This is a genomic window from Kocuria sp. CPCC 204721, from assembly GCF_040980945.1.
Classification (GTDB): Bacteria; Actinomycetota; Actinomycetes; order Actinomycetales; family Micrococcaceae; genus Kocuria; species Kocuria marina.
The window spans coordinates 37,438-63,388 of the sequence record NZ_JAVKPO010000014.1; the positions used below are offsets into that span (position 1 = coordinate 37,438).

The window sequence follows — 25,951 nt, forward strand, 5'->3', positions numbered from 1 at the left end:
CCCCTGAGGAGAGTCATGTCCGCCGTCCCCGCCGCTGAGGCCGCACCGAACCTGAAACAGGGCCAGTTCAGGAACCTCATCCTGGCCACGTTGGCGTCCACCGTGGGTTTCTGGGCGTGGACCATCGTGGGGCCCCTGTCCAAGCGCTACGCGAACGACATGCACCTGAGTCCCGGGCAGACCGCGATCCTCGTGGCCATGCCAATCTTCGTGGGCTCGATCGCCCGGGTTCCCGTGGGTGCGCTCACCGACAAGTTTGGCGGGCGGCTCATGTTCACCGTGATCCTGGGGATCACCGCACCGCTCGTGCTGCTCACGGGTGTGGTGGGTCAGCTCAACACCTTCCCGCTGCTGGTGGTCGTGGCGTTCTTCCTGGGGATCGCGGGCACCGTGTTCGCGATCGGTATCCCGTTCTGTTCCGCGTGGTACGAGTCCCACCGCAAGGGCTTCGCCACGGGCGTGTTCGGTGCGGGCATGGTGGGTACCGCGGTCTCCGCGTTCTTCACCCCGCGCCTGGTCGCCGCGACCGGGTACTTCATGACCCACGTGATCGTGGCCGTCATCGTGGCCGTGAGCGCCCTGCTGTGCTGGTTGCTGCTGCGCGACTCGCCCGCCCGCGCCGGGGTCGTGGCGGAACCGGCCATGCCCAAGCTCAAGGCCGCGTTCAAGCTCAAGGTCACCTGGCAGCTGTGCTTCCTCTACGCGGTGGTCTTCGGTGCGTTCGTGGCCTTCTCCAACTACCTGCCCACGTACCTGGCCAACGTGTACTCGTACGATCCCACCGCGGCCGGCACGCGCACCGCGGGCTTTGCGCTCGCCGCCGTGATCGCACGCCCCGTGGGCGGTACCCTCGCGGACCGCTTCGGTCCCAAGATCATCACCCTGCTCTCGTTCGGCGGCACGATCGTGCTCGCGATGCTCGTGGCCCTCCAGCCCAGCGGTGAACACGTCTACGGTCCGCTGTTCCTGCTCATGGCCCTGTTCCTGGGCCTCGGCACCGGCGGTGTGTTCGGCTGGGTGGGTCGGGCGACCCCCGCCAAGAACGTGGGCACCGTGGGCGGGATCATCGCCGCGGCCGGCGGTCTGGGCGGCTACTTCCCGCCCTTGGTCATGGGTGCCACCTACGACCCCGAGAGCAACTCCTACTTCGTGGGGCTCACCCTGCTCGCTGTGTTCTGCCTTGCCGCGTTCCTGCTGGCACTGGTGGTCCGGCACGGGGGGCGCAAGGCCGAGAAGTGAGGTTGGCGGCGTCGTTGTCCGAGGCATGGACGACGACGCCGCTGTCACCCCTCCGAACGGGCGCGCAGCGCGTGCTGCACGAGCGCCATGCACTCCTCGGGGGAGTAGTGCAGCTGCCCGGCCACCTCGTCGAGGTACCGGGCGGCGGCGCGTGCCGCGGCGGCATCGCGGTCGTCCCGGCCCTGCGCGATGAACGTGCCCTTGCGCCCGCGTGTCTCGATCACGCCGTGGGTCTCCATCTCCCGGTAGGCCTTGGCCACGGTGCCCGCGGACAGCCCCAGCTCGGACGCGAGCGCGCGCACCGGTGGGATGCGGTCACCCACCATGAGTTCCCCGGAGGAGACGTCCCGCAGGACGCATTCCACGAGCTGTTCGTACACCGGTGTGGAAGCGGCGGGATCCACCGTGAACATGCCTTGTCCCCTTCGATCGACTCCCCTCATGGTAGGTGGCCTACCGCTGAAAAGGTGGGGTGGGTGTCCGCCCCGACACGTAGGCTGATGGGGTGTCCGAGCACCCAGAACTTCCCGTCCCCGCCGCGGCTCCGGCCGATCCCCGGGCCGTGCAACGCTTCGTCGATCACGCCCTGGGCCGGGCGCGCGTACTCGGACGCGGCCTGCCCGCCCCGGGTGAGGGCGCCACGCGTGAACTGTGGCGCGAGCTGAGCGCACTGGGTCGGATGGACCTCGCCTACGCGAGGATCATCGAACCCCACCTGGATGCCTTGGCCATCCTGCGCCAGGCGGGCCGCACCGACCTGATCACCGACCGCGACACGTGGGGCGTGTGGGCCGCGGAGGGGTCGGGCGAGCCGTTGCTGGCCACGCCGTCGTCCGCTGCGCACTCGGCCGATGATGACGCCGCCGACGGTCCGCACTGGACCCTGACCGGGACCAAGCCCTGGTGCTCGCTCGCGGGTTCCGTCTCACGCGCCGTCGTGACCGCGCACGTCACCGACGAGGTCGGGGAACCCACGGGACACCGTCGGGCGTTCGTCGTGGCCACGGACCACCCGGGATTCCGGCCCGAAGCCGCCGCGGGGTGGACGTCCCGCGGTCTCGCCGAGGTCGTCACGGTACCCGTCCGTTTCGGGGGCGTTCCGGCGCAACCGCTCGGCGCGGACGAGTGGTACCTGACCCGCCCGGGCTTCGCGTGGGGCGGGATGGGCGTGGCGGCCGTGTGGCTCGGCGGCGCACAGTCCGTCGCGGATCTGCTGTGGTGCAAACTCGTGCGCCCCGCACGCCCCGTCGACGACGCCGCTCGCACCGCCCTCGGGCAGCTCGACCTCACGCTCGGCGCGGCTCAGGCCGTCCTGGACCGTGCGGCCGCGGCGGTGGACCGCGGCGAGGCCACGGGTGAGCACGGCGCCGCATGGGCGTTGCGCGTGCGCCGCACGGTGGCCGACGCCGCCGACACCGTGATCCGCGTGGTCTCCCGCGCCACCGGGCCCGGTCCGCTCACGGGGGACCCCGCACACGTGCGGCGGGTCGAGTCCCTGCAGGTCTACATCCGCCAGGACCACGCCGAGCGGGACACCGCCGCCCTCGGACGCACCCTGCTGGAGCTGGTCCAGGATGGGTCGGAGGAGACCCCGTGGTGAGCTTCGACCACCGTGATCCGGGCACGCCCGAGGCCGACTGGGCCCGCTGCGGCGCTCTGCACCGCGCTCCCGAGGTGGACTTGACCGGCGTGGACCGGATCGTCGTGTTCGCGGCCCACCCGGACGACGAGACCCTGGGGGCCGGCGGCACCGTGCACCGGCTCGCGGACGCGGGAGCGGATGTGCGGGTGGTCGTGGCGACCCTGGGGGAGAACTCCCACCCGGATTCACCGACCCACACGCCCGAACGATTGGCCGCATTGCGCCACGAAGAGCTCGCCGCCGCGGTGCACACCCTGACCAGCACGGACACCCCGCCGGAGTACCTCGCCCTGACCGACGGCGGCCTGTCCGAGGATGAACTGTCCGAGCCGGTGGCCCGTCATCTCGAATGGCTCGAGCAGGGGGAGCAGCCGTTGGTGATCGTCACGTGGGAGGAGGACGGGCACACCGACCACGAGGTTCTGGCCCGCACGGTCGTCGCGGCCGCCGGGGCGTGGGGGGTGCGCTGCCTGCAGTACCCCGTGTGGTTCTGGCACTGGGGTTCCCCCACGCGCCTGCCGCGCGGGCTCGTGCGGGTCCCACTGGACGACGCCGCTCGCACCGCCAAGCGCTCCGCCCTGGCCCACCACGTGACCCAGGTGCAGCCGCTGTCCGACCGGCGGGGGGACGAGGTGCTCCTAGGCCCCCACGTGCTCGAACACTTCGATCGCTCGGTCGAGTTTTTCGTGCTCGGCACGCCCGATCAGCGGACCGTGTTCGACCGTGTGCACACCGCGAGCGCGGACCCCTGGGCCGTGGACACCTCGTGGTACGAGCGGCGCAAGCGGGACGTGCTACTCGCGTGCCTGCCGCGGGAGCATTACGGCAGCGTCCTGGATCTGGGGTGCTCCACGGGCGCCCTCACGGTGGAACTGGCCCGGCGCGCGCGTTCCGTGACCGCGGTGGACGCAAGCGACGTCGCCCTGAGCGCCGCCCGCACCCGGCTCGAACGGAAGGGCGTGCCGAACGTGGAACTCGTCAGCGCCGTGCTGCCGCGCGACTGGGACGAGGACTGGTCCCCGCGAGAGCTGATCGTGGTGAGCGAAATGGGGTACTTCTGCTCGCCCGAGCAATGGCGCGAGCTGTTGCGGCGCTGCGTGGCGGCGCTCGCGGACGGCGGGCACCTCGTGCTGTGCCACTGGCGGCACCCGATCGCGGATTGGCCGCTCGACGGCGCGGACGTCCACCGCGAGGCTCGGCGCACTCCCGGGCTGCGCGGGGTGCTGAGCCACCGCGAAACCGATTTCGTGATCGAGGTCTTCGCGCCCGTTCCCGCGGGGGACACATGATCCGCCGGATCGCCGTGATCATCCCGGCGTGCAACGAAGAGGACCGCGTGGGCCGGTGCCTCGAGTCGGTCGCCGGTGCGATCGCGGGGCTGGGTCATGATCCGTCGTTCGCACGGTCCGAGTGGGCGTCCGCCGACGACGTCGCCGGGCCCGCTCCCGGCACGTCCCGAATCGATGCCATGCGGGCCTTGCGGGGGGCGCCGCGCGGTGTGGGGACGGGCGACGTCGAGGTCACGGTCGTGCTCGCCGCGGACGGCTGCACGGACCGGACGGTGGAGCGCGCGCGCCAGGCGTGGGCGGTGTCGAACCGGGACGGTGGCCGAGCCCGACTGGAGATCGTTTCGGGGCAATGGCACAGCGCCGGGGGAGCGCGCGCCGCGGCAGCCCGGCAGGCGCTCGCGGCGTCGGACCCGGAGTGGATCGCCTCCACGGACGCGGACACGATGGTGCCCGAGAACTGGCTGCGCTACCAGGTGCAGCGCGCGGGCGACGGTGTGGATGCGATTCTCGGGACCGTGGAACCGGACCCGGCGGAGTGCCCGCCGCACGTGTACGAGCTGTGGCAGCGCGAACACACGCTCGTAGAGAGCCACCCGCACATCCACGCGGCGAACATGGGTGTGCGCGCCTCGTTCTACGAGCACACGGGCGGTTTCCCGCCCCTGGCGTGCAGCGAGGATGAAGCCCTGCTGGCTGCACTGCACCGAGTGGGCGCACGGGTCGAGGCCACGGACCGGATCCGTGCGGTGACGTCGGGGCGGCTCGAAGGACGTGCGGAGCTCGGGTTCGCGCATCACCTGCGGACGCTCTCACTGCCGCGGGAGGAATCGGAGTGGCGTGCGCCCGCTTCGCCCATCGCAAAAACGCTTGAAGGGCCTCCCTCTCCCGTGGCTAACGTAGAAACCATCAGCATCGTCAATCAGGAGGTATGCCATGAGTGAGAAGTCCATCACCGTCAGCCGTCTCATCGACGCCCCGGCGGAGGAGATCTTCGAGATCTTGACACTGCCCGCCAAACACCCCAGCCTGGACGCCTCCGGGACCGTCATCTCTGGCACGGACCAGCGCATCCAGAACGTCGGCGACGTCTTCGTGATGAACATGCACGCCGAGATGATGGGCGGGGACTACAAGACGGAGAACCACGTCACCGGTCTGGACCCCAACAAGCTCATCGCGTGGAAGCCCTGCCCCGAGGGCACCTCCGTGGAGGACAACGGCTGGGAATGGGTGTACGAGCTGCAGCCCGAGGGCTCGGACTCCACCACCGTGACCCTCACCTACTCGTGGGAGCACGCCAACCCCAAGGTGACGAAGAAGATCAGCTTCCCGCTCTTCGGCGAGAAGGTTCTGGAGGAGTCCCTCGAGCGGCTCGCCTCCACCGTCGCCGGCTCCTGACACCCCGCGGAGCGGTGTGCCCCGCGCCAGAATGACCGTTCGCCCGCGTCCTCCCGAGGGAGGACGCGGGCGTCGTCGTGTCCGGGCGCGGTGCCGCCGCTTCCGCGTGACTCCCGCACGACGCCGCACGGAAACCTGGCGCGGGAGCGGCCCGGGCCCGGGCGCGCACCGGGCGTACCCTGGCCGAGGTCGTGCACGCATGGTACGGCCGGGCCCGGGAAGACGCAGCTGCCCGGGCAGGACAGTCGTAGCAGGAGGTGCACCCGGGTATGGGATCGTCACGCAGGGTGTGGGAGGGGTACGACAAGGGCAGTCCGGGATACAAGCGGATCCTCGTGGCCCTGTTGTGCGCCGGCGTGGCCACGTTCGCCCAGCTCTACTCCGTGCAGGGCGTGCTGCCCATCATGGCCCAGGACCTCGACATCGACGCCGCCCAGGCCGCGCTCGCCGTCTCCACCGCCACGCTGGGTCTCGCCGTGGGGGTGATCCCGTGGTCGCTCGTCTCGGACCGCTGGGGACGACGCTGCGCCATGGTCGCCGCGATCAGCTGCGCCGCCGTCCTGGGCGTGCTCATCAACGTCATGCCCACGTTCGAATCCCTCGTGGGCCTACGGTTCCTGGAGGGCGTGGCTCTGGGCGGGATTCCCGCGGTGGCCATGGCGTACCTCGCGGAAGAGGTCAATCCGCGGTACGGGGCCGTGGCAGCCGGGACCTACATCTCCGGGACGAGTCTGGGAGGGCTCTCCGGGCGCATCGTGGCCGCCCCGCTCGCGGACTTCTTCGGTTGGCGCGTGGGGACGAGCGTCGTCGCGCTGATCGCCGCCGCCGCGGCCGTGACCTTCATCCTGTTGATCCCGCGTCAGCGCGGTTTCACGCCCCAGCCCGTGCGGCTCACGGGGGAGCAGGGGATGATCGCGCACCTGTGGGTCAACCTCAAGGACGTGCGCCTGGTAACCCTCTACCTGCAGGGGTTCCTGCTCATGGGTGGTTTCGTGGCGGTGTACAACTACATCGGTTTCCACCTGGGGGATGAACCGTTCAACGTGCCCCAGAGCGTGGTGTCCCTGCTGTTCCTGGCCTATCTCTCCGGGACGTGGTCCTCCGCGCGGGCGGGAAGCCTCGCCGATCGCTTCGGCCGCCGCCCCGTGTTGATCGCCGCGGCCCTGATCATGCTGGGCGGTCTGCTGCTCACGGTCGTCCCGTGGCTGCCGGTGATCGTCGCGGGGCTGCTGGTGTTCACCGCCGGATTCTTCGCGGCGCACTCCGTGGCCAACGGATGGGTTCCCGCCATGGCCACCGAGGGGCGGGCCCAGGCGTCCTCCCTCTACACGCTCTTCTACTACGGCGGCTCCTCCGCGCTGGGGTACGCCGTCGGCATCGCGTTCACGGGCGCGGGCTGGGGCGGGGCGGCCCTGTGCATCGGTGCGTTGATCGTGATCGCGATCGTCCTGGCCGCCATCTTCCTGCCACGCCGCCCGGTGGTACCCAGCGGGAACTGAGGTGTGCCGCCGGGTAACGTACGACAGAACCCGAGCGGCGTCGTCGTGTGATACCCACCGGGTGGTGAATCGCGCGGCCCGGGGCCCTGGGCCTACGCTGGACGTAACCCGGAACACGTCCGATGGGCCCGCACGTTCCGCGGGCGAACCCCGGTCCGCCGCGGCGGTGCCAGCAAGGAGACCCAGTCATGAGCCAGATCCTCATCCGTCACCTCTTCGGACCCGGCCCCACCAACCCGTATCCGGAAGCCACCGAGGCGCTGGCCCGGCCGCTGCTGGGCCACCTCGATCCGCAGTTCCTGGAGATCATGGACAGTGCATGCGACGGTCTGCGCGCGGTGTGGGGCACCGAGAACCGCCGTACGCTTCCGCTCTCCGCGACCGGTTCGGCCGGGATGGAAGCGGCGTTCGTGAACTTCGTGAACCCCGGAGACCCCGTGGTGATCGCGGTCAACGGTCTGTTCGGGGAGCGCATGTGCGACGTCGCCTGCCGGTGCGGCGCGGACGTGATCCGCGTGGACTTCCCCTTCGGCGAAGCCGTGGACGCGGAGAAGGTCGCCGCGGCCCACCCCTCGCCCAAGATCATCGCGACGGTGCACGCGGAGACTTCCACGGGCGTGCGCTCGGACATCGCCGCCCTGGGCCGGATCAAGGGTGACGCACTGCTGCTCGTGGACGCCGTGACCTCGATCGGCGGCATTGAGCTCAAGGCAGACGAGTGGGGCATCGACATCGGCTACGCCGGGACCCAGAAATGCCTGGGTGTGGCTCCGGGGCTCGCGCCGTTCACGGTGTCCGAGCGCGCGTGGCAGCGCCGGGTCGAGAAGCCGCGCTCGTGGTACCTGGACCTCGGCATGCTGGGCGGTTACGTGGGGGAGGCCTCCGGTTCCAGCCGCATCTACCACCACACCGCGCCCGTGGCGATGGTCGCGTCCCTCGAGGCGGGTCTGCGCCGTGTCCTCGACGAGGGGCTCGACGCCGTTCGCGAGCGTCACGAGGCCGCCGGCCGCGCGCTGCAGGACGGTTTGGAGGCCATGGGCCTGGAACTGTTCGCGGCGCAGGGACACCGCTTGCCGGAACTGACCACGGTCAAGGTGCCAGAGGGCGTGGACTCGGCCGCGGTGCGCAGGGAACTGCTCGAGAAGTACGACATCGAGATCGGCGCCGGTGTGAAGGAGTACGCGAACACGGTGTGGCGCATCGGGCTCATGGGTCCGAATGCTGCCCCGGAGTCGGTCACACTGATCCTGGGTGCGCTGCGGGAGGTGCTGGGCCGGTAACGGGCGCTACCCGCCCTGGACAAGGGGGCATCTGTGCTGCGATAAGAGGCGAAATCGGGGCTCTGGTGTGCGCGGCGCAGCATAAGTGTTGTGCGCACCCGCCGACACTCTCATCCGCAGGCACCCTCGCCGGTCCGACACCACCCCCACGGACAGCGGTCCACCGCACACGGCCCCCAACGACACAGTAGGCCCCGCCGGATCCGGCGGGGCCTACTGTGCATCTGTACAAAGAGGGGATCAGATGCTCAATTGCTCCTTGATCGCACCCACGAAGGCCTCCAGGTCACCGGGGTTGCGGGAAGTGATCAGGGTCCACTCCTTGGCGGGGCACACCTTGACCTCCTGGTCCACCCAGTTGCCGCCAGCATTGGTGATGTCGGTCTTCAGCGACGCGTAGGACGTCAGGGTCTTCCCGTCCACCAGGCCGGTCTCCACGAGCAGCCACGGGCCGTGGCACAAGGCGGCCACTGGGCGGCCGGAGGACGCGAAGGCCTTGGCGGTCTTCTGCGCGTCCTGGTCCAAGCGCAGGGCGTCTGCGTTGAGGGTCCCGCCGGGCAGCAGCAGCAGGTCGTACTCGGACTCGTTGACGCTGGAGATGGTCTGGTCCACGGGGAAGGTCTCTCCCCGGTCCCAGTCGCCCACGAGGGACTTCACCTCGCCGGTCTCGGGGGCGGCCACCGTAACCTCCGCCCCGTCGGCCCGCAACTTCTCCAGGGGGACCTTCAATTCGTCCTGCTCCACGCCCTGGTTGGTCACCAGAACGAGAATCTTCTTGCCGGACAGTTCAGCCATTGTCGAGAATCCTTTCTATCGGGTGATGGTTCCAGTCTGGCACCGCGGCACTTTCCTCGGCAAGGGTGTCCCCGCCGGTTCCGCTGTCAGCGACACGATCATGACGCCGCCGCGCGGCGTCTGCTGCGTGCACCCAGCGTCCCCTCACGCGAAGGGCTGCGACACCCGGTCCAGTGCGGCGATGTCGTCCGCGCCCAGGTGCAGTGCGGGCGCGGCCACCAGCGAGGACAGCTGCGACGTGGAGGACGCGGAGGCGATGGGGGCGGTGACACCCTTGGCGAGCAGCCACGCCAGCGCCACGGTGGTCGGCTCGGCGCGGTGTCTGTCCGCCACGGAGACCAGTTCCTCCACCACCGCGAGACCCTCGGGGGAGACGTACTCCCAGGCCATCTGCTCGCGGGCCGCTCCCTTGAGGTCCTCGGCGGTGCGGTACTTGCCCGTGAGGAAGCCGGAGGCCAGGGAGAAGTAGGGGAACACGGCGGCGTCGTGCTCCCGGGCGATCACGGCGTAGTCCCGCTCGAACTCGCGGCGGTGCACCAGGTTGTACTGCGGCTGGATGGCCGCGGGCACCGCCATGCCGCGCTCGCGGGCCACCGTGAAGAACTCGCGCATGCGCTGCGGCGAGTAGTTGGACAGCCCTACAGCGTGCACGCGCCCGGAATCCACGAGCTCGTGAAAGGTTTCCACTTGCTGCTCGATGGGCGTGTCCGCGTCGTCGTAGTGTGCGTAGTAGAGGTCCACGTAGCCGGTCTGCAACCGGTCGAGGGACGCCTCGAGAGAAGCCACCACGGTGTCGTGCGCCAGGCCGCGGAACTGCGGGTGCGCACCTGTCTTGGTCGCGAGCACCACGGAGTCACGGTTGCCGCGCGCCGCGAACCAGCGCCCCAGAACCGTCTCGGACTCCCCGCCCTCGTGGCCCTCGGCCCACACGGAGTACATGTCCGCGGTGTCCACGAAGTTTCCGCCCGCGGCCACGAAGGTGTCCAGGACGTCGAAGGACTGCTGCTCGTCGCTCGTCCACCCGAACGTGTTCCCGCCCAGGTTCAGCCGGAAGATCTCCTGCTCGATCCCGGCGATCCGTGCGGTGGTGGGTGCGTGATGGCTCATGAGAACCTCCTGCGGTGGTGTGGTGGCCGGTCGGGGCCTTTTCCCTGGCGACTGTAGCAAGCCGACATTACGGGGCGGGTAGTGTCAGACGACGCCCGGCTCGGGGGCCTGCGCGACCTGGATGAGAGTGCCCCAGGGGTCCTCGAAGCGCAGCACGGCGCCGTCGTGGCGGGTGGTCACCCGGCGGTCCGTGAGGCGCTCCTCCAGCGCGGCGATGTCCTCGCCGGTGGGGAGGTCGATGTTGACCTGGCCCAGGCCCAGGGACGCGGCGCGCGGACCGGCGCCCGCGCTGTTCCACGTGTTCAGAGCGATGTGGTGGTGGTAGCCGCCGGCGGAGATGAACAGGGCGGACCCGGCGTCGCTCATCACCTCGAAGCCGAGCGTGTCCACGTAGAACTCGCGCCCGGTGGGAATGTCGCCCACCTGCAGGTGGACGTGACCCAGCGTGGAGGCCGGTGCCGTGGTCGGCTGTGGCGCCTCCCGGGACAGATTCGTGCGCAGGAACTCGTTCGGGTCCAGATAGTTGGAGGCCAGGCTGAGCAGGCCGTTCGCCTCGCGCTGCCAGGTCTCCCGGGGGCGGTCCGCGTAGAGCTCCACGCCGTTGCCCTCGGGATCCGTGAAGTAGAACGCCTGGCTGTACAGGTGGTCCGCGGAGCCCGTGAAGGTGCCCGGTGCGAAACGGGCCATCGAGGCGAGCGCGCGGGCCAGGGCGGCGTCGTCGTCGAAGAGCACGGCGGTGTGGAACAGGCCCGCCTGGTTCGGGCGCCAGGACGGCAGGTCCGTGACGCGGCGCAGGCGCAGGACCATGCGGCCGTCGTGGCCCAGTACGGCGGTGTTCCCAGAGTGCTGCAGCACGTCCAGGGTCACGCCGGTGGAGTAGTAGGCGATCATCCCGTCCAGGTCCTTCACGAGCAGCTCCACGGCACCCATGGTGGTGCCGTCGGAGAGCAGGTCGTCCGCCGGGCGGCGGCGCAGGCTGCGGGGATCGGGGCGCTGGATGAGCAGGGACACGGGAACCACTTCCTTGTCGGGGACGGCCCAGGAGGCCGCCGGAATACTCAATACATTACCTGGGAAATAGTTACTTCCGCAAGTACATCTGGACAGAAACATGGACGCAATGTCAACAAGCAGCCACCTTGTAATGGGCAATCACCACGTCGCCCCTCGGGCGGCCAACCGACCCTGACCACTCGGCCGAGCCCTGGCCCACGGGTCTGGATGTGTCGAGCAGAGAGGGGGCAGACCCGTGGGGGAGTTTCTGGACCGGCGCCCCGAGCAGTTCCTCGCCGCCTGCTGGCAGCACCTGGGCCTCACGGCGCTGGCCACGGTGATCGCCCTCGTGCTCGTCCTTCCCCTGGGCCTTGCGCTGACCCGCGGCCCGCTGCATCGACTCGGGCGTCCCGCGCTCGTGGCCGCGGGCATCGGCGAGGGGGCACCTGCCATCGGGCTGATGGTGCTGCTGGCGTGCGTCCTGGGCTTCGGGGGTCCGCTCCTCGGTCGCGGGCCTCGTGGCCTGTGTGGTGCTCCCGGCTCTACGGGTCTTCACGGCGTGGCGGGCACCCCGCGGTGGGTGGTCAGCTGCCCTGCTCCTGGATGATCGCGATCTTCTGCCATACCTTCCGCGCCATGTCCGACGTGAGGGCCTCGATGCCCTCCACGGCGTCCAGCACGTCTGCGTCCGTGGTGTCCTCTGCGAACAGTGCGGCGGTCTTGCCCACGAGCGAGAGCATCTCCGTGCAGTAGTCCAGGTACTGGGTCATCTGTGTGCGCGTCAGTGCCGGTTCGTCCTCCCGCGCGTCCTCGGTGTAGACCCTGGCGGCGGGCAGGCGCTCCGGGACCTTCACGAGCTGGTGCATGTCGATCACGTGGGCGAGCGAGCGCAGCCGGTGCACCACGCGCAGCACGCGGGCGCGCTCCAGGCGTTGCGGCACCGCGAACAGGAAGAAGATGGCGATGCCCGCGAAGACGAGGTCGTTGACCACCGTCTCCAGCAGGGGTAGCCAGTCCACCGGGCCGAGGGCATCCGGGTCCGCCCAGATGCTCAGCGCCGCCAGGGTGATGGCGGTGCCGAAGACGAGTAGCACCACCAGGACACCCAGCCGGGACAGGGCGCGGGCGGTGCGGATCCGGCGCCGGCTGATGCCACCACCCTCGGTGACCTCGTCCACCAGGGCGATCAGCTCACCGCAGACCTCCCACAGGCTGCGCTGGGGGAAGCGGGAGTAGATCCTGCGCTGCAGGGCGGCCGCGGACGCGCGCACGGCCTTGTCGTCCAGGTGCTGGTAGCGACTCTCGGGCGGTGGCCCGTCGTCGTGGTCGTCGGGGCGGGCGGGAAGCGGGCGGGGCGAGCGCATCCCAGCAGGCTACGTGACCGGCCCGCCACCGGTGCTGGAGGAGGAGTTCGAGATGGTCGAGCAGATCCACTCGACCGACAAGCGCTGGCTCGCCGCGCTGGAGCGCCGCGGCCTGCCCGTGGAGAAGGTCCGGGTGGCACCGCTGTCCGCGGGCGTGTTCGAGTACCCGAAGGAGAAGAGGCGGCGCATGCTGCGCGGCCTCCCGTTCCTGCAGAAGGAGGATCACAAGCCCGCGTGGACGTCACCAGCCACATGGTGGACCAGATGCTGGACCTCGAGCTGGTGCCCGCCCCGGAGGAGCACGGCGAATACTCGGACCCGGAGCTGATCGGGCCCCGTGCACCACCCAGAAGCCCATCGAGATCATCCAGCCGGAGGGCCCGTCCTTCACGGTGACCGGCGGCAACCACGTGGAGTGGGAGAAGTGGAGCCTGGACGTGGGCTTCGACATGCGCGAGGGGCTGGTGCTGCACAGCATCGCGTTCGAGGACAAGGAGCAGAAGCGCCGCATCCTGGACCGCGCGGCCATCGCGGAGATGATGGTGCCCTACGGTGATCCATCCCAGGTGCGCTCCTGGCAGAACTACTCCGACACCGGGGAGTACCTGGTGGGCCAGTGGCCCAACTCGCTGGAGCTCGGCTGCGACTGCCGGCGAGATCACCCACCTCTCGCCCGTCGTGGTCACGGGACGCGGTGAGCCGCGCGAGATCGCACCGAGGTTGGGTGGGCCGTTCCGCCAGCACGTGTTCTCGGCGCGCCTGGACGTCGCGCTCGACGGCGGCCCCTGCCGCCTGGAAGAGGAGGAGGACGCCGTGCGGGTGTCCTTGTGCTCGGACGTGAGCCCGCGCGCCAACGCGTTCACTCGCAAGCGCACCGTGCTGGCCACCGAGAAGGAGGCCGTGCGGAACGCCGACGCGGCCGTGGGCCGCACCTGGGGCGTCTCCAGCGCCGAGCACACCAATCGCCTGGGCCACCCGGTCGCGCACAGGCTGCGCCCCGAGGGCTTCTTCGACCGCTCGCCGGTCCTGGGCGTCCCCGCTCCCGCCAAGGGCAACTGCTGCGCGGGGGAGCAGGAGCAGTCCTGCGGCTGCGAGTCGTAGGACCACCCGCGCCGGTCTGTGCCGGCAGTGCGTGATCGAGGCGCCCACCCTTGGCGGGGGGTGTGCGTCTCCCGACGGCGCCGTGCCCGGCATGTGTGAGGCGCGGACTGGTGTCATGCCGGGCGGTTCGTTGAAGAACGGCTGGCCGATCCCATTGCCTCCGGGGCGCTCTCCACACCTCGGTGGCCACCCTTCGCATCGCCACCATCGAAACGGGCCGCGGGACACCCCGACAGTTCCGCTCGGAAAAACTGCCCTTGACGCCATTCGTCTGCCGGGAGTGCTTGGAAACTTGCCAAAATCTCGGTTAGACCTCTCACATGAGCAACTATCCACCTCGCCATGCCCTGGGCCGGATCGATGTGGTTACCCTTGAAGATCTTCCGGCGCTGAGTCGGAATGTCCCCTTAAACCTTTCAAACATCCGGGCTGGATGGCCCGAATTTGAGCACGGTTTCGACTCCCTCAAGGGGCGGCGCATGCTGGGACTCCTCTACGGCGGACGGCATGTCTACCGAGTGTGCTCAGTCCGTGTGGAGCGTGACGTCGACAACCCTCTAGACCTGGACGAGACAACCATTCCAGGTGGTGCCTACCTGAGGCTCCGTCTGCGGGGCGACGTGCCAGAGGTCTACGGACAGATCGGCGAAGCATTCGACGTCCTCTTTGGGCAGGCGGAGCACGACCCCACCCGGCCCTCGATTGAGAGTTACCGACGTGAGGGCGAGATCGACTGTCTCGTGCCCATCGTTCAGCAGCTCGAATGACAGGTCCTGAATCGCCTGGACAGGCCCCGCCGCGAGAGTGTGTTTCGCTCACGCAGCGTGCCCACCACGACTGGAGCCATGAGAACCCCGCTGTCCGCGGCTCGCTGAGGGTGGTCAGACCCTTGCGCATCGTGCTGCGAAGCCGGGGCGGGCGATGACCTCCCCGTGGGGCATGCAGAACCAGGCGTCGGGGGAGTGGCCCCAGTCGTGCCAGGCGAAGGCGATCTGCTCGACCTCGTCGGGGGAGAGGCCCTCTTCCCGCGCTCGGTCGGCGAAACCCGAGGTGCGGACGCGCTCGGCCTGGGAATCGCCCCACCAGCGCGTCGACTCGGGGGTCGCGTAGGTCCATGTGGAGGACTGGGCGGTCTCGACGTCGAGCCCGGCCCTGTGCGCCCAGGCCCGCAGCCGCCGCCCGGCATCCGGTTCGCCGCCCAGAGCCCGGGCGCTCGCGCAGTACGTCTCCCGCCAACGGTCGAGACCCGCGCTCTCGGGGTGCCAGACCATGGCGCCGTAGTCGGCATCGCGGCACGCGATGATTCCGTCCTCGGCGCAGTGCATAGCCATCGCGCGCAGCGCCGCCACGGGGTCGGGAACGTGCTGGAGCACCTGGTGGGCGTGGACCACGTCGAAGGAACCGGTCTCGACGCCCACGGTGAAAAGGTCGGAGGCGAGGAACGTGGTGGTCGTGTCCGCCCGCCTCCGCGCGTTCTCACGTGCCGCGGCGACGGCGTCCTCGGAGAAGTCGACGCCGACGACCTGCCCGGTGGGGCCCACGAGCTCCGCCAGGTCCAGGGTGATTGAACCGGGGCCGCATCCCAGGTCCAGAATTCGCATTCCGGGGCGCAGGCGGTCGAGGAAGTAGGCGCAGCTGGTCGCGGCCGTCCGCGTTCCGTGGGAGGCGAGGACCGCTGGCTGGTGGCCGTGGCTGTAGCGGAGAGGCGGGGTGGTCATGAGGGAACGGTAGGGCGTATGCGTGAGTGGCAAAAAGGCGAGGTCGCATGGTGAGACGAGCTGACGCAACCACTGGCGCCTCAGAGACCCGGGCGTGTCACCTGGTGCGTGGGACGAGCCTCACGAGATGTACTGACCGGCGACGTTGATGGGTCGAGACGCCGTCGTCGCTGTAACAGGTGTGGCGTGAATCGACCGTGCAACGTGCCACCCCGACCCCTTCCCGGCGCAGTTGGGCGTGGAGCTTCTTCGCGTCGTAGACCCCAAAATCTTTCGCGTGCACGCGCCGGATATCGACCAGCAGTTCCTCGTCGCGCAGTGCCCGCTTCGAGGGCGGGCGGGACGTGAACGCGTGGGTAGGTGCTCGGCGCGATCTGGGTGCCCGCTGCGGTGAGCGTGCGGCAGACCGGTTCGGCGCCGAACTCGTGCTTGTGCTGGTCGATGAACGTCACGATCATCTCTGTGGGCGGTCGAGCTCCGCTGCGAAAAAAACCGCGGCCGATCGCAGGATCGCGTTCGCCCGGCGAAGCTCACGCACTTCCTTCTCCAGCTCAGCGAGCCGATCGGCGTCGCCGGCTCCCGTCGCGCGCCCATGGCCATCCTCGTGGCACTGTCCCGAAGTTCATCGGGGATACTTCCTGGGTGCTGCCATGAAGCTCGGTGCCCGGGAAGCAAACTTCCAGTCCTCACCCGAACCGTGGTGCGTCATGCTCGACCCGATGGGTCACCTCTTCTGCTTGAGCGCTGTCCGCCCGGACTGATGAGAAACTCAACCGGAGGGCCCCAAACCATCGACCTCACACCGCCCGCAGCGATCAGCCCCGGCCGGCACCCCCTAACTCGCCTCTCGCGCGTGGTCTGAGATGCGTGCCATGGCCTCCCGGAACGGATCCGCATCTGCCCCGTCCAGGACTGTCACAGGAGCTTTGAGGTCTCGGCTGACCCACAGGACGTGCCATGCGAGGTCGTCCCAATCGGGTGCGCCCACCAGGAAACGGCAGCCGTGAGCGGTGGGCTCCAGACTGCTCCGGTAGGGGGCCGGTATCCGGGCCGTGGCTTTCTCCACATCGACGCCCATCTCCACGCGGACACGGCACGGGTAGCGGCTGGCAAGATCACGGCGGAAGTCCAGCGGCGGCGCCTCACGAACCGCGAACTGCCAGGTCGTGGCGCGGAGGTTGGTCACCCGGTCCAGGCGGAACACCCGCCAGTCGTCCCGCACGCGGTCGAAACCCTGCAAATACCAGTGCTCCCCCTGGGTCATGAGTCGTACCGGCTCCACCTCCCGGGAGCTGACCTCCCCGGTGGGCTTGCGGTAGTCGAAACGCACCAACATGTGGTCACGCTGTGCCGTCGCCAGTTGCTGCAGCAGGTGGAGATCAACGGCAGGTCTGCTGCGCGGGAGAGCTCGAGTAGCCCCGTCGACGGCTGCGACGAGTGAGTGCAGTCGCGGAGGCAGAAGCTGGTCAAGCTTCGTCAGCGCGCGCAGAGCGGCTTCTCCCACGTCATCTGTGCCAGAGAGCGCGCCCATGCGGAGGCAGGCAACCAGGGCGACTGCTTAGTCGTCATCGAGCAGCAGGGGTGGGAGGCGGCGCCCGGCACCCAGGCGGTACCCGCCGTCCAGACCTCGTGCGGCTTCCACCGGGTAGCCCAGCTGCCGCAGCCTGGTCACATCCCTCCGTACGGTGCGCTCCGTCACTTCCAGACGGGTGGCGAGTTCGTGCGCCTGCCAGGTGGTGCAAGCTTCCAGCAGCCCGAGCAGGCGAAGGACGCGCTGAGTGGTTTCGGCCATGTCTGCATTCTCGCGGAGGCAGCGGACCGAAGCTGTCCGCAGGGCCTGGTGTCATGGTCGTGACAGCGCCCGCTGACCCCGAGAGGACATCATCGTGTACCTGCCCCAGATCGACAACGAGCGTGCCACGCTCTGCAACTACCTGGACGTTCAGCTCGATGCCATCCGAGCCAGCTCCTACGGTCTCGACGACGACCAGGCTCGTCGCGCTCCCCGGCGCAGCACCTTGAGCATCAGTGGGATCACCAAGCACGTCGTCTACTGCATGAAGCAGTCGCTCTCCGGGGCGGGACGCTACGAGCACGACCAGCCGTTCGAGGCGTTCTTCGCGAGCTTCACGCCGTCGGACGACGAGGACATCGTGACGCTGCTGGAGACCTTCGACGAGGTTCGTGGCGAATACATGAGGATGTGCCGTGACGGTGAGCTCGACGCGGAGCTGCCAGTGGGCCCCATGCCCTGGGTGGGCATGACTGAAGCACGCCCGGCGAAGTTGCGATACCTCTACGTCCACCATGTGGAGGAGTTCGCCCGGCACGCGGGGCACGCCGACATCATCCGCGAGGAGATCGACGGCGCACAGGCCGCGGAGCTGCTCGCGGCGGTCGAGGGACGACCCGCGAATGACTTCGTGACCCCCTGGCAGGCCAGATAGCGCCGTCGTCCTGAACGCACGATCAGCACGGCGGGCAGACGGTGCGGTGTCCCGCCGTCACAAAGGTGGGGCAGGTCGTCGTCAGGCCTGGCCGCGCGAGATCAGGCGGCCGGTGGGTGTCTCGTAGTCCGCCGCGTGCCCGCCCACGAAGGTCTTGCGGACCTTCCCGGAGAGCACCGTGCCCTGGTGGGGGGGTGATGGGGTTCTCGTGGTTCAGTCGCTCGGCGTCCACCACGTGGCCCTCGTCCCGGGCGAAGACGGCCATGTCCGCGTCGTGCCTCGGTCCAGATCAGGGACACCCCCAGCTGCAGCGAGGACACCCCGCCCCACGCGACCTCGAAGTCCCCGTTGCCCTGGTCCTTGAGCTCGAGCGTGGAGGGGGAGCGGTCCGAGACGATGTCGTCGACGGTGCCGTTCACCAGCCCCTCCACAGCATCTCCCGGGTGGAGACTTCGCGCACGGGTGGGCAGCACTTGCCCGCAGTGGCGCCGTCCGGGATCTCCTCCGCGAGCAGTGTGAGGTAGTGGTGGCGGGTCTCCACGGTGATGTCCAGGCCGTCGTTCTTCGCGGAGCGGATCATGGGGATGGCGTCCGAGGAGGACGGGTGCAGGATGTGCGAGCGCCCACCGGTCCAGCGGGTGCGCCCGACGTTCTCCGCGAGCGCCTCCGCCATCTCGTCCGCCTCCAGGTGGGGGAACTCGTCCACCCCGGAGTGCAGCAGGAAGCACTTGAAGTCGTACACGCCGTCATCGTGCGGGGGCGCAGGTCCTCCTTGTTGCCGGGGACGGCGCCGCCCCAGAAGCCGATGTCCACGAACGCGTTCTGCGCCGCGAACAGCCGCTCGTACTCCAGGGCGGGCGCGTTCACGGTGGCGGGCACGGAGTTCAGGGGCATGCGCCTGCTCCACCGTCGCCCGCACCCGCTCGTTCGCGCGCTCCTCGTCGACCTCCGGGTCTGCGGTCGCCCCGGGCCGGGGGGTCTTGTCCCGGGCGGACTCCGGGGTCTTCTTTTGAGGTGAACCGTGCTGCGGGGAGGCATTCATGGAAGTGGTGCCCTTCCGCTGGCGCGTTCCGGCGCTCGTGGCCGGGCGGTGCGGTGCGTGAGGGGCTGCTCGCTCTCGAGTGCCCGTGGAAATGGAAAGCTCCGTCACTGCGAGGCGATGCGGCGACCGACCTCCCGGAGCAGGCGAGGTGCCTCTCGCATCGACGTTTCTGGGTCCGCTGCAAGCGCACGCAGTTCGTGGACGGCGGCGAACCCCGCCTCGCGAAGTGTCGCGGCATCCAGGGTGGTGCGCCCGCACACGGCCACCACGGGCACGCCGTGGCGCCGCCCCACGTGCAGCACGCCCAGCGGCGTCTTCCCGCCGAGACTCTGCTCGTCCAGGCTGCCCTCGCCGGTGAGCAGCAGGTCCGCGCCGGCCACGGCGGCATCCAGCCCCACAAGGTCGAGCACGACGTCGATCCCCGGTCTGCGCCGCGCCCCCAGCACCGCGAGTCCCGCGTATCCGACGCCGCCCGCGGCCCCCGCGCCGGGGGCATCCGCGGCCTGGCGGGCCGGTTCGCCGAGCACGTCCGCGAGGCGGTCGCGGAACACGGCCAGGGCGGCGTCGAGGTCCAAGACATCTCGTTCGGAGGCGCCCTTCTGCGGGCCGAAGACCGTGGCGGCACCGTGCGGGCCGAGCAGAGGGTTGTCGACGTCCGCGGCAAGGACGAACTCGACGTCCCGGATGCGTGGGTGCAGCTGTGCCGCATCCACGTGATGCAACTCGGCGAGCGCCGCGCCGCCAGTGGGCAGGTCGCGGCCGTTCACGTCCAGCAGGCGCAGCCCCAGCGCGGCGAGCATCCCCGCGCCGCCGTCAGTGGTCGCGCTGCCGCCCACGCCGAGCAGCACGCGGGTGCAGCCGGCATCGAGCGCGGCGGCCACGAGCTCGCCCGTGCCGCGGCTCGTGGCGGTGCGGGGTGCGAGCACGGGGCGGCCGTCCTGGATGGGGAGGACAGCGAGGCCCGAAGCCAACGACATCTCCACCACGGCCTCGTCTCCGCGTCGACCCCACGCGGCGGGGACGGGACCTCCCGCGGGTCCGGTGACGGTGAGGTCGTGGCGCTCGAAGCCCGCGTCCAGGGCGGCGTCGAGCGTCCCCTCTCCGCCGTCGGCGACCGGGAGGACCTCCACGACGGCGTCCGGGCGCACCTCGGCGATGCCCGCCGCAAGCTCGGCCGCCGCCTCGTGGGCGGTCACCGACCCCTTGAACTTGTCCGGTGCCACGACGACGCGCACGGTGTCCTCCTTCTGGGGATGTCCGGTTCCGGGACCATTCCAGCACAACGCCGCCCGCGCGGTACCCGCTCGCTCGGTACCTGTTCAAGTGGCACCCGCCCGGCGTGCCCGCCCGCTCGGGGCCCGGCCACGCGGTGCTCACCCGCGCGGCCTCTGTGGGTGGGGTCGGTTTGCGGGCTCACGCGCGCCGGTCGCGGGGGAGCCACGCGAAGGGGTCGTCCTGGGAGGGGACGTACTCCAGCGCCACCGGTCCGTGGTAGCCGTGCTCGTGGGCCCGGGCCACCCACCGGAGCAGCGGCAGATCGCCCGTGCCCGGCTCGTGGCGGCCGGGTGCATCCGCGAGCTGGATGTGCCCGAACTCCGCGGCGTGCCGTTCGATCAGGGCCTCGACGTCCTCCCCGTTGACCGCCAGGTGGTAGAAGTCCGCGAGCAGCTTCACGTTCGGGCAGTTCACGCGGTCGAGCACGGCCATGACGTCCGCGGCGGTGCGCAGAGGATACGTCGAGGCGCCGGAGAGCGGTTCCACCAGGACCGTCCCGCCGAAGACCGCGACCGCGTCCGCTGCGTACCGGAGGTTCTCGACGGCGGCGTCGTCCTGCTCGGCCACGGGCACGTCCGGCAGGCGGTTGCCGTGGAGGGCGTTGAAGGCCCGGCAGCCCGTGGCCCGGGCCACGCGGACCAGGGAGTCCACGCCTCGCCGGAACTCACCCGTGCGCGTGGGGTGGGAGAGGACTCCCCGCTCACCGGCAGGCATGTCCCCGGCAAAGAAGTTCAGGCCCGTGAGCTGGACGTTCGCGTCCTCCAGCGACCGGGCGAAGTCCTCGATCTCCCTCTCGGACGGGGTGGTGGCGGGGAACGGCCACCAGAACTCGACCGCGGAGAAGCCTGCGCGCGCCACGGCGGCGGGGCGCTCCAGCACGGGCAGGTCGGTCAGCATGATCGAGGCGTTCATGGTGTACCGCACGGTGGGCCCTCCCCGGGGCGGTGGCGCGGCCGCCCCGTTTTCTTACGCCTTGATTCCATGACGTGAAATTCAAGTTCTGATGAATGAAAAAGTTATCGACCGGGTGTGATGCGCGTCAACCCGTGGTGTGAGATTTGGGAGCTGAACGGTGCGACGTCGTCTCACCGTTTTCTCCAGGACTTCCCTCGCACCACGGAGCAGGCGGGCGGGCGCCCCGAGCCCGGGCGCCCGCACGCACCGCCCGGCGTCGCCCACGAGCCGCGCTCGGACACGAGAGACAGGCTCTACAACGTGGACCTCGCTCCCACCAGCCGTTACGGGCGCACGTGGAGCGCGTACAGCATCTTCACCATGAGGGCCAACGACGTGCACTCCCCCTGGGCAACTACGGCTTCGCCATCGGCCTCTTCGCCCTCGGACTCGGTGCGTGGCAGGTGCTCACGGTCCTGGGTGTGGGCGCGCTGCAGATGCTCGCGTCCCTAGCGCTGCTGATCCTGCCGTGGAACCTCTACACCTCGCCCGTGGTGATCGTGTGCTTCCTGGGTGGACTGGGTGCCGCTGCTCTGGTCGCTCTTCGGGATCATCATGGTGGACTACTGGCTGATCCGCCGCTCCAGCGTGAACGTGCCCCAGCTCTCCATGGACACCCACGACGGCGAGTACGTCTACCGCGGCGGCGTGACCCCCGGGCAACCGGGGCGTTCGTCCCCACGATACTGGCCTCTCTGGCGGTCGCCCTGCTGCCCGTCTTCCAGGCCGTCGGCGAGTTCTCGTAGTTCATTGGGGCCGACCTGGGCGCCCTGTGCTACCTGGTCACCGCCAAGCGCGAGCTCGAGTGCACCGACCAGCACGGTGAGGCCATCGTGGCCGCCACTTCGCACCGACCCTGCGTCTCGCACGAGATCGCGGCCGACGCCGCCGCCGCGGGCTCCCTCCCACCTGCCCCGCAGGGTGGAGCACGGCGCCGTCGTGCGAAGGGAACGTGGAGTCCTACCTCGCCGCGGTGGGGGTGATGGACGCGGTGCTGACCTACGACCCGCCCTTCACCCCTGTGATCCAGGCCAGGTTCGGCGAGCACCGGCGGGAAGGTCTGCAGGAGCTCCTCGACCAGCCCGTCGTGGACATCCCGAGGCGGCCGCTTCCATCGCCATCTTCATGAGGCGCAGCTACACCGGGAGTGAGCACCCTGGGCCGCACCGTGCCGCTCATCGAGGACCGGTTGCGGCTGGCCGGGCTGATGGAGCGCTGCGCGTCCGTGCGGGCGCCGAACACCTCCGTGCTGGACCTGGAGCGGGATGAGAACGCGGCGGTCGAGACGATCGTCGCTGAAGCGCAGCGGGCCATCGAACAGGGCCGCAGCCGAGGTGGTTGTCCTCGGCTGCGGCGGGATGGCCGCCCTTGAGCACGCCGTGCACGAGCGGTGCGGCGTGCACGTGATGGACGGCGTGGCTGCCGCGGTCACCGTGGCGCAGTCGCTGGTGTGGCTGGGGCTGAGGACCTCCAAGGTCCGCACGTACGCGACCCCTCTGCCGAAGGACCCGAAGGGTTTCCCATTCGGGCGGTGAGGCCGGCTCGCGTCCTGCGCTTCCGACTACTTCCGGGGGAAGCCCCCGGCCCGGAGGGCCGCGGCGATCAAGGCCGGTTGACCGAACAGCCGGGCCAGCCGCTTGGCATCAGTGTCCAGATTGAATGCGTCGTGCCGCTCGGCGTACTGGCTGATGTTGCCGGGGAAGATCGCGGCGTAGAACGCGGCCAGACCGGCGCCCACGGCTGCGCGCTGCCTGGGCAGCGCCAACAGTGCGGCACCAAAGGCGATCTCCACCATACCGGAGGCCAGAACCACGGTGTCCTTGTCCATGGGGAACCAGTCCGGAACCTGTGCCTGGAAGTCCTCCCGGGCAAAGGTCAGGTGGGATATGCCCGCGGTGGACATGAACGCTCCCAGGGCCAGGCGCGCTGCCGTCTCCGTCGCAGTGGGCTTGGGAGACGGTGCGGTCAGGGACTGCAGAGCCTTGGTAATGCGAGCCATAGTGCAAACCTCTCTCGTGGTGGGCGCCGGGCGGGTGTCAGCCGGCGACGCGCACCAGCTTGGTGTTGGCGAACTCGGTGAAGCCCCAGCGGCCCAGCTCACGGCCGTAGCCGGAGCGGCGCACGCCGCCGAAGGGCAGGCCCGCCTTCGTCGTCGCGTGCTCGTTGACGTAGGCCATGCCCACCTCCAGACGACGCGCGACTTCCTCAGCCTTCGCCTCATCCTTGCTCCACACGGAGCCGGAGAGGCCGAAATCGGAGTCGTTGGCAATCTCCACCGCCTCGTCCACCGAGTCGTAGGAGTAGATCACTGCCACCGGACCGAAGATCTCCTCCTTGAACGCATCCATCTCCCGGGTCACACCGGTCAGTACCGCCGGGGACATCCACGCCCCGTCCTTATCCAGAGCCCTACCACCGGTGTGCAGGGTTGCACCCTGCTCCACCGCACGCTCGACCTGGGACACGGCGTCGTCACGGCCCTGCACGGAGGACAGGGGGCCGATCTCGGTGTCCTCCGCCAGCGGGTCCCCCACCGGCATGCCCTCGACGGTCTCGACGACCGTCTGCACGAACTCGTCGAACATGCCGGCGGGCACCAGGATGCGCTTGGGCGAGTTGCAGGCCTGGCCTGCGTTGCTCATCCGCGCCGTTGCCACGGTCGTAGCGGTCTCCTTCACGTCCACATCGTCGAGCACGATCAGCGGGTCGGACCCGCCGAGCTCCAGAACGCTCTTCTTCAGGTTCTGCGCGGCCGTGGTGGCCACCGCGGCACCGGCGCCCTCGCTGCCGGTCAGGGACACGCCCCGCACCCGCCGGTCCTCGATGATCGTGGTCACCTGGTCGGTGCTCACGAACAGGTTGATGTAGGCGTCCTCCGGGATACCCGCGGCGTGCAGGATTTCCTCGATCAGCTCACCCGTCCGGGCGCAGATGGAGGCATGCTTGAGCAGAACGGTGTTGCCCAACATGAGGTTCGGGGCCGCGAAACGCGCCACCTGGTACTGCGGGAAGTTCCACGGCATGACACCCATGAGCACACCGATGGGCTCGGTGACGACCACGGACTTGGCGTCGTCACCCACGTCCAGGGTCTCCTCCTCCAGCAGGCTCTCGCCGTGGTCGGCGTACCACTGGTAGATCGATGCCGAGAGTGCGACCTCTCCCTGCGCCTGGGCGAAGGGCTTGCCCATCTCGGTGCTGATCACGCGCGCGAGCTCGTCCCCGCGGTCCTGGAACGCCTGGGCGACACCGGCCAGCGCTTTGGCGCGGTCAGCGGCCGGGGTCTTGCGCCAGGAAGCGAACGCGGTGTCGGCGCGCTCGATCGCGCGGGTGACATCAGCATCGGTGGCCGAGGTGAACTCCTGCTCCACAATGCCGGTGGCGGGATTCTCCGTACGGAAAGCCATGATGACTCCTCACTCATCTCGATGAAACTCATCAATAACAGCGGGGAGGTGCCCGCGGATATTCCCGGCTGCTCGAAACGCCCCGCACGGTGGGGCATTCGAGGATGGGCTGGGCGAGCAACGGCCGGGTCCATGTTGTTCTGTCTGCGGATACGGTCCCCTGTGAAAGGAGTGACGTGACAAGGCCACGGCGGGGGTCTAGAGTCACGGCCCATGACTACCAATGTTGCTGCCTACCAGGCCGTCGCCTCCGACGCCCCGCTGGAGAAGGGCACCATCGAGCGCCGGGACCTGCGCCCGGACGATATCCGCATCGAAATCGAGTTCGCCGGCATCTGCCACTCCGACATCCACACCGTGCGCGAGGAGTGGGGACCGATCAAGTTCCCCATGGTCCCGGGACACGAGATCATCGGCCGCGTCACCGAGGTCGGTTCCGAGGTCACGAAGTTCTCGGTCGGCGAGCGCGCGGGCGTCGGCTGCCTGGTCGACTCCTGCCGCGAGTGCGAGTGGTGCCTGAAGGGCGAGGAGAACAACTGTCCGAAGGCCGTGGGCACCTACAACGGCAAGGACCGCTTCGACGGGCGCCCCACCGACGGCGGGTACTCGACCGAAATCCTCGTCTCCGAGGCCTTCGCGCTGCACATCCCCGAGAACCTGGACCCGGCCGCGACCACGCCGTTGCTGTGCGCGGGCATCACCACGTACTCCCCGCTACGGACGTGGGGCGTCACCGAGGGCTCCAAGGTGGCCGTGGTGGGCATGGGTGGTCTGGGCCACGTGGCCGTGAAGCTCGCCGCCGCCATGGGCGCGGAGGTCACCGTGATCAGCCAGACCCGCTCCAAGGAGGAGGACGGCCGCCGCTTCGGCGCCACCGACTGGATCGCCCGCAAGGAGGATCCCGAGGCCCTCAAGAACCACAAGGGCGAGTTCGACGTCATCATCAACACCGTCTCCGCCCACGTGGACGTGCAGGAGTTCATGGCCACCCTGCGCCCGCACGGTGCCATGGTCCTGCTGGGGCTGCCCACCGAGGCCCTGGAGGTCAGTGCGGGCTCGCTCATCGGCGGCCGCAAGTCCCTCACGGGCTCCAACATCGGCGGCATCCGCGAGACCCAGGAGATGCTGGACTTCTGCGCCGAGCACGGTGTCACCGCGGAGATCGAGCTGATCAGCGCCGAGGACATCAACGAGGCCTACGACCGCGTGGTGGACTCGGACGTCCGCTACCGCTTCGTGATCGACGCGAAGACCATCTGAGCAACCGCGCAGCACGCACAACGCCCCGGACCACTACGGTCCGGGGCGTTGTGCGTGCACGGGCCGTGTCCCGCCCCCGTGTGGATTGTGGAGCCGCTCCCGTCCGCTGAAAGCACTCCTGAACACGGGCCTGACACGTTG

The 25,951-nt window shown here is 69.5% G+C and carries 29 protein-coding genes, 2 pseudogenes and 1 other annotated feature; of the genes and pseudogenes, 17 read left to right on the forward strand and 14 right to left on the reverse strand.

What is annotated here, in order from left to right:
• The first annotated feature begins 15 nt into the window (after positions 1-15).
• Complete coding sequence (locus RF637_RS11310) at positions 16-1,239, forward strand: nitrate/nitrite transporter (RefSeq protein ID WP_064845564.1); 1,224 nt, start codon at positions 16-18, stop codon at positions 1,237-1,239.
• Between the two features lie 44 nt (positions 1,240-1,283).
• Here the strand turns inward: RF637_RS11310 and RF637_RS11315 are convergent, their stop codons facing one another.
• Positions 1,284-1,652, reverse strand: coding sequence for a GntR family transcriptional regulator (locus RF637_RS11315; RefSeq protein WP_068468289.1), 369 nt, complete (start codon positions 1,650-1,652; stop codon positions 1,284-1,286).
• 92 nt (positions 1,653-1,744) lie between these two features.
• On the opposite strand from RF637_RS11315, the gene RF637_RS11320 reads away from it, so the two are divergent.
• The 6 genes from RF637_RS11320 to RF637_RS11345 all read left to right on the forward strand — a co-directional run bounded on the left by RF637_RS11320 (position 1,745) and on the right by RF637_RS11345 (position 8,347).
• A complete protein-coding gene (locus RF637_RS11320) occupies positions 1,745-2,839 on the forward strand; it encodes an acyl-CoA dehydrogenase (RefSeq protein ID WP_368844875.1) in 1,095 nt (364 codons plus the stop codon).
• Positions 2,836-4,170 (forward strand): PIG-L family deacetylase, encoded by a 1,335-nt coding sequence (locus RF637_RS11325; RefSeq protein WP_368844876.1) that lies wholly within the window; start codon positions 2,836-2,838, stop codon positions 4,168-4,170. Before RF637_RS11320 ends, RF637_RS11325 begins: the two co-directional genes overlap by 4 nt.
• On the forward strand, positions 4,167-5,111 hold the full coding sequence (locus RF637_RS11330) for a glycosyltransferase family 2 protein (RefSeq protein WP_085106508.1): 945 nt from the start codon (positions 4,167-4,169) through the stop codon (positions 5,109-5,111). The genes RF637_RS11325 and RF637_RS11330 overlap by 4 nt, the downstream gene beginning before the upstream one ends.
• Positions 5,104-5,568, forward strand: a complete 465-nt coding sequence (locus RF637_RS11335) for an SRPBCC domain-containing protein (protein WP_064847396.1) — start codon at positions 5,104-5,106, stop codon at positions 5,566-5,568. Before RF637_RS11330 ends, RF637_RS11335 begins: the two co-directional genes overlap by 8 nt.
• Positions 5,569-5,837: 269 nt before the next feature.
• Positions 5,838-7,067, forward strand: coding sequence for an MFS transporter (locus RF637_RS11340; RefSeq protein WP_167318873.1), 1,230 nt, complete (start codon positions 5,838-5,840; stop codon positions 7,065-7,067).
• A gap of 188 nt (positions 7,068-7,255) precedes the next feature.
• A complete protein-coding gene (locus RF637_RS11345; RefSeq protein ID WP_368844877.1) occupies positions 7,256-8,347 on the forward strand; it encodes an alanine--glyoxylate aminotransferase family protein in 1,092 nt (363 codons plus the stop codon).
• Positions 8,348-8,587: 240 nt separating this feature from the next.
• On the opposite strand, the gene RF637_RS11350 is transcribed toward RF637_RS11345, so the two are convergent.
• The 3 genes from RF637_RS11350 to RF637_RS11360 all read right to left on the reverse strand — a co-directional run bounded on the left by RF637_RS11350 (position 8,588) and on the right by RF637_RS11360 (position 11,269).
• Positions 8,588-9,142, reverse strand: coding sequence for a type 1 glutamine amidotransferase domain-containing protein (locus RF637_RS11350; RefSeq protein ID WP_368844878.1), 555 nt, complete (start codon positions 9,140-9,142; stop codon positions 8,588-8,590).
• A 144-nt stretch (positions 9,143-9,286) separates the two neighbouring features.
• Positions 9,287-10,249, reverse strand: a complete 963-nt coding sequence (locus tag RF637_RS11355) for an aldo/keto reductase (protein ID WP_368844879.1) — start codon at positions 10,247-10,249, stop codon at positions 9,287-9,289.
• A gap of 84 nt (positions 10,250-10,333) precedes the next feature.
• Positions 10,334-11,269, reverse strand: coding sequence for a VOC family protein (locus tag RF637_RS11360; protein WP_368844901.1), 936 nt, complete (start codon positions 11,267-11,269; stop codon positions 10,334-10,336).
• Between the two features lie 229 nt (positions 11,270-11,498).
• Here RF637_RS11360 and RF637_RS11365 point away from each other — a divergent pair, with 229 nt between their 5' ends.
• Positions 11,499-11,849 carry a hypothetical protein gene (locus tag RF637_RS11365; protein ID WP_368844880.1) on the forward strand — a complete coding sequence of 117 codons (351 nt, stop codon included), beginning with the start codon at positions 11,499-11,501 and terminating at the stop codon, positions 11,847-11,849.
• Here the strand turns inward: RF637_RS11365 and RF637_RS11370 are convergent.
• Complete coding sequence (locus RF637_RS11370; RefSeq protein ID WP_368844881.1) at positions 11,827-12,606, reverse strand: hypothetical protein; 780 nt, start codon at positions 12,604-12,606, stop codon at positions 11,827-11,829. The genes RF637_RS11365 and RF637_RS11370 overlap by 23 nt on opposite strands.
• Positions 12,607-12,622: 16 nt before the next feature.
• Here RF637_RS11370 and RF637_RS11375 point away from each other — a divergent pair.
• Both RF637_RS11375 and RF637_RS11380 read left to right on the forward strand, forming a co-directional pair.
• Positions 12,623-13,707, forward strand: a pseudogene (locus tag RF637_RS11375) (hypothetical protein); the annotation flags it as partial.
• A gap of 320 nt (positions 13,708-14,027) precedes the next feature.
• The gene (locus RF637_RS11380) at positions 14,028-14,474 is read left to right on the forward strand and encodes an AraC family transcriptional regulator (protein ID WP_368844882.1); all 447 of its coding nucleotides are present in this window, start codon (positions 14,028-14,030) and stop codon (positions 14,472-14,474) included.
• 114 nt (positions 14,475-14,588) lie between these two features.
• Here the strand turns inward: RF637_RS11380 and RF637_RS11385 are convergent, their stop codons facing one another.
• Together RF637_RS11385 and RF637_RS11390 are read right to left on the reverse strand one after the other, a co-directional pair.
• The gene (locus tag RF637_RS11385) at positions 14,589-15,425 is read right to left on the reverse strand and encodes a methyltransferase domain-containing protein (protein ID WP_368844883.1); all 837 of its coding nucleotides are present in this window, start codon (positions 15,423-15,425) and stop codon (positions 14,589-14,591) included.
• A 97-nt stretch (positions 15,426-15,522) separates the two neighbouring features.
• Entirely contained in the window at positions 15,523-15,744 is a 222-nt protein-coding gene (locus RF637_RS11390) for an IS3 family transposase (protein ID WP_368844902.1), read from the reverse strand.
• A gap of 46 nt (positions 15,745-15,790) precedes the next feature.
• Positions 15,791-15,919: a sequence feature (AL1L pseudoknot), on the reverse strand.
• Positions 15,920-16,075: 156 nt separating this feature from the next.
• On the opposite strand from RF637_RS11390, the gene RF637_RS11395 reads away from it, so the two are divergent.
• Positions 16,076-16,186, forward strand: coding sequence for a VOC family protein (locus RF637_RS11395; protein WP_368844884.1), 111 nt, complete (start codon positions 16,076-16,078; stop codon positions 16,184-16,186).
• A gap of 74 nt (positions 16,187-16,260) precedes the next feature.
• On the opposite strand, the gene RF637_RS11400 is transcribed toward RF637_RS11395, so the two are convergent.
• Both RF637_RS11400 and RF637_RS11405 read right to left on the reverse strand, forming a co-directional pair.
• Positions 16,261-16,956, reverse strand: coding sequence for a helix-turn-helix transcriptional regulator (locus RF637_RS11400; RefSeq protein ID WP_368844885.1), 696 nt, complete (start codon positions 16,954-16,956; stop codon positions 16,261-16,263).
• Positions 16,957-16,983: 27 nt separating this feature from the next.
• The gene (locus RF637_RS11405; RefSeq protein ID WP_368844886.1) at positions 16,984-17,217 is read right to left on the reverse strand and encodes a helix-turn-helix transcriptional regulator; all 234 of its coding nucleotides are present in this window, start codon (positions 17,215-17,217) and stop codon (positions 16,984-16,986) included.
• Positions 17,218-17,311: 94 nt separating this feature from the next.
• Between RF637_RS11405 and RF637_RS11410 the strand changes: the two genes are divergently transcribed.
• Positions 17,312-17,872 carry a DUF664 domain-containing protein gene (locus tag RF637_RS11410; RefSeq protein WP_368844887.1) on the forward strand — a complete coding sequence of 187 codons (561 nt, stop codon included), beginning with the start codon at positions 17,312-17,314 and terminating at the stop codon, positions 17,870-17,872.
• 81 nt (positions 17,873-17,953) lie between these two features.
• On the opposite strand, the pseudogene RF637_RS11415 reads toward RF637_RS11410, so the two are convergent.
• The 3 genes and pseudogenes from RF637_RS11415 to RF637_RS11425 all read right to left on the reverse strand — a co-directional run.
• Positions 17,954-18,766, reverse strand: a pseudogene (locus RF637_RS11415) (allantoinase AllB); the annotation flags it as partial.
• 252 nt (positions 18,767-19,018) lie between these two features.
• The gene (locus RF637_RS11420; RefSeq protein ID WP_167318863.1) at positions 19,019-20,149 is read right to left on the reverse strand and encodes a glycerate kinase; all 1,131 of its coding nucleotides are present in this window, start codon (positions 20,147-20,149) and stop codon (positions 19,019-19,021) included.
• 178 nt (positions 20,150-20,327) lie between these two features.
• The gene (locus tag RF637_RS11425) at positions 20,328-21,101 is read right to left on the reverse strand and encodes a hydroxypyruvate isomerase family protein (protein WP_368844888.1); all 774 of its coding nucleotides are present in this window, start codon (positions 21,099-21,101) and stop codon (positions 20,328-20,330) included.
• Positions 21,102-21,439: 338 nt separating this feature from the next.
• Here RF637_RS11425 and RF637_RS11430 point away from each other — a divergent pair, with 338 nt between their 5' ends.
• The 4 genes from RF637_RS11430 (at position 21,440) to RF637_RS11445 (ending at position 22,678) form a co-directional block, all read left to right on the forward strand.
• A complete protein-coding gene (locus tag RF637_RS11430) occupies positions 21,440-21,889 on the forward strand; it encodes a hypothetical protein (RefSeq protein WP_368844889.1) in 450 nt (149 codons plus the stop codon).
• Between the two features lie 206 nt (positions 21,890-22,095).
• Positions 22,096-22,272, forward strand: coding sequence for a hypothetical protein (locus RF637_RS11435; RefSeq protein ID WP_368844890.1), 177 nt, complete (start codon positions 22,096-22,098; stop codon positions 22,270-22,272).
• Between the two features lie 18 nt (positions 22,273-22,290).
• The gene (locus tag RF637_RS11440) at positions 22,291-22,515 is read left to right on the forward strand and encodes a hypothetical protein (RefSeq protein WP_368844891.1); all 225 of its coding nucleotides are present in this window, start codon (positions 22,291-22,293) and stop codon (positions 22,513-22,515) included.
• On the forward strand, positions 22,502-22,678 hold the full coding sequence (locus RF637_RS11445; RefSeq protein WP_368844892.1) for a hypothetical protein: 177 nt from the start codon (positions 22,502-22,504) through the stop codon (positions 22,676-22,678). Before RF637_RS11440 ends, RF637_RS11445 begins: the two co-directional genes overlap by 14 nt.
• Positions 22,679-22,704: 26 nt before the next feature.
• On the opposite strand, the gene RF637_RS11450 is transcribed toward RF637_RS11445, so the two are convergent.
• Together RF637_RS11450 and RF637_RS11455 are read right to left on the reverse strand one after the other, a co-directional pair.
• A complete protein-coding gene (locus tag RF637_RS11450; RefSeq protein WP_368844893.1) occupies positions 22,705-23,142 on the reverse strand; it encodes a hypothetical protein in 438 nt (145 codons plus the stop codon).
• A gap of 37 nt (positions 23,143-23,179) precedes the next feature.
• Positions 23,180-24,550: an NAD-dependent succinate-semialdehyde dehydrogenase gene (locus RF637_RS11455; protein WP_144998441.1), complete on the reverse strand. Its 1,371-nt coding sequence runs from the start codon at positions 24,548-24,550 to the stop codon at positions 23,180-23,182.
• Between the two features lie 213 nt (positions 24,551-24,763).
• Here RF637_RS11455 and RF637_RS11460 point away from each other — a divergent pair, with 213 nt between their 5' ends.
• A complete protein-coding gene (locus RF637_RS11460; protein ID WP_368844894.1) occupies positions 24,764-25,810 on the forward strand; it encodes an NAD(P)-dependent alcohol dehydrogenase in 1,047 nt (348 codons plus the stop codon).
• Positions 25,811-25,951 lie beyond the last annotated feature (141 nt).